General features: G+C 71.2%; 2 protein-coding genes. One reads left to right on the forward strand and one right to left on the reverse strand.

Annotated elements, in window-relative coordinates; translation table 11 throughout:
- Window positions 1-103: 103 nt before the first annotated feature.
- A complete protein-coding gene (locus ACWGIU_RS37370) occupies window positions 104-496 on the reverse strand; it encodes a VOC family protein (RefSeq protein WP_453712511.1) in 393 nt (130 codons plus the stop codon).
- Between the two features lie 128 nt (window positions 497-624).
- Here ACWGIU_RS37370 and ACWGIU_RS37375 point away from each other — a divergent pair, with 128 nt between their 5' ends.
- Window positions 625-1,593 carry an MTH938/NDUFAF3 family protein gene (locus tag ACWGIU_RS37375; RefSeq protein WP_453712512.1) on the forward strand — a complete coding sequence of 323 codons (969 nt, stop codon included), beginning with the start codon at window positions 625-627 and terminating at the stop codon, window positions 1,591-1,593.
- Window positions 1,594-1,654 lie beyond the last annotated feature (61 nt).

Genomic DNA, 1,654 nt, shown 5'->3' on the forward strand with positions numbered 1-1,654 from the left:
GCGGCGCCCGGTGCAGCCCAGGGGGTGCCATGCCGATCGGGCCGGCCCGCGGCGCCCGGCACCGCTCCCTGATCCGACCGATCGCCGCCTGCCGGGAAAGCCCTCAGGGGCCTTCGGCGCTCGTCAGGACGGACAGGATGTTGCCCGCCGGGTCCTTGAACCAGGCGATGGTGGGCGTGCCGTCCTCGCCGTGCACGATGCCCTTGGCGTCCGCCTCGAAGCCCTCGTAGCGCTCGAACGCGACACCGCGCGCGGTGAGGTCGTCGACGGCCCGTTCGACGTCGTCCACGGGGAAGTTCAAGATCGTGTAGGTCGCGGGGCGGTGGTCCTCCTTCGGATAGACCATGATCATGGTGTCGCCCGCGAGGTCCAGGCGGAGCAGGCCCATCCCCTCGTCCCGGGAGACGTTCAGGCCGAGGGTCGTGCCGTAGAACTCCTCGGCCTTGTCCAGGTCGTCGACCGCGAATCCGCTGAATGCCCTGCTGTTTTCGAACATGGCTGTTCCTTCGGTTCGGGACACCCCGATTCCCATCGTCCCTCCGGGACGGCCGGGCGGCGATTCCGCACCCCGGCGCCGCGCAAAACGGGGTGACCGGCGGGTGGCCGGCTGGCATGCTCGGGCGCATGGCAGCCCGTAGCGCACGTCCCGGTCTCTACATCTCCGTCGACATCGAGGCCGACGGACCCATCCCCGGGCCGTATTCGATGATCAGCTTCGGGGCCTCGGTCGCGGGCCGCCAGGACGGCGCCTCGTATACGGCCGCCGATCCCGAAAAGCTCACCTTCTACCGGGAGTTGCGGCCCATCAGCGAGGAGTTCGCGCCCGAGGCGCTGGCCGTGAGCGGGCTGGACCGCGACCGCCTGGTGCGGGAGGGCGCCGATCCGGCGGTGGCCATGGCCGAGTTCCGCGCCTGGGTCCGGGAGGTGTCCGCGGGGGCGCAGCCGGTCATGTGCGGCTACCCCGCCTCCTTCGACTGGACCTTCCTGTACTGGTACCTGATCCGGTTCGGCGGGGACAGCCCCTTCGGTCACTCCGGCTGCCTGGACATGAAGACCCTGTACGCCACGAAGGCGCGGGTGCCGCTGCGGGCCGCCGTCAAGGGACGGATGCCGCGCGAACTGCTGTCGCGGCGCCGCCACACCCACCACGCCCTGGACGACGCGATCGAACAGGCCGAGCTCCTGAGCAACTTGATGCTCTGGACTCCCGCGCGGCCCGCCCCGGCCGCTGACCGGTCCCCGCGTATCACACACCTCTCGTGGGGCCGGATGGAGGCCGAAGGGCTGGCCCCCGGCAAGGACTTGAGGCTCTGTCCGGGCGGTGGCCGCGCCTGGGACTGGTCCGAGCACGGTACGCGGCACGATCCCGGCATCCAGCCGCAGGAGGTGCGCGAGCTCCTCGACCTCGGGGTGTCGGCGGTGGTGCTCGGCCAGGGCATGGACGGTCGCCTCGGGGTGGTACCGCAGACGCTGGAGGTACTCCGGGCGGCCGGGGTCGAGGTGCACGTGGCGCAGACTCCCGAGGCCGTGGAGATCTACAACCGGCTGGCCCTCGACGAGCGGGTCGGCGGACTCTTCCACTCGACCTGCTGAGCGGGGCGCGGATACGGAAACGGAAACGACGGCGCGCACGCCACACCCGCAGTGGGTGGCG

The organism is Streptomyces sp. NPDC054840, from assembly GCF_053611065.1.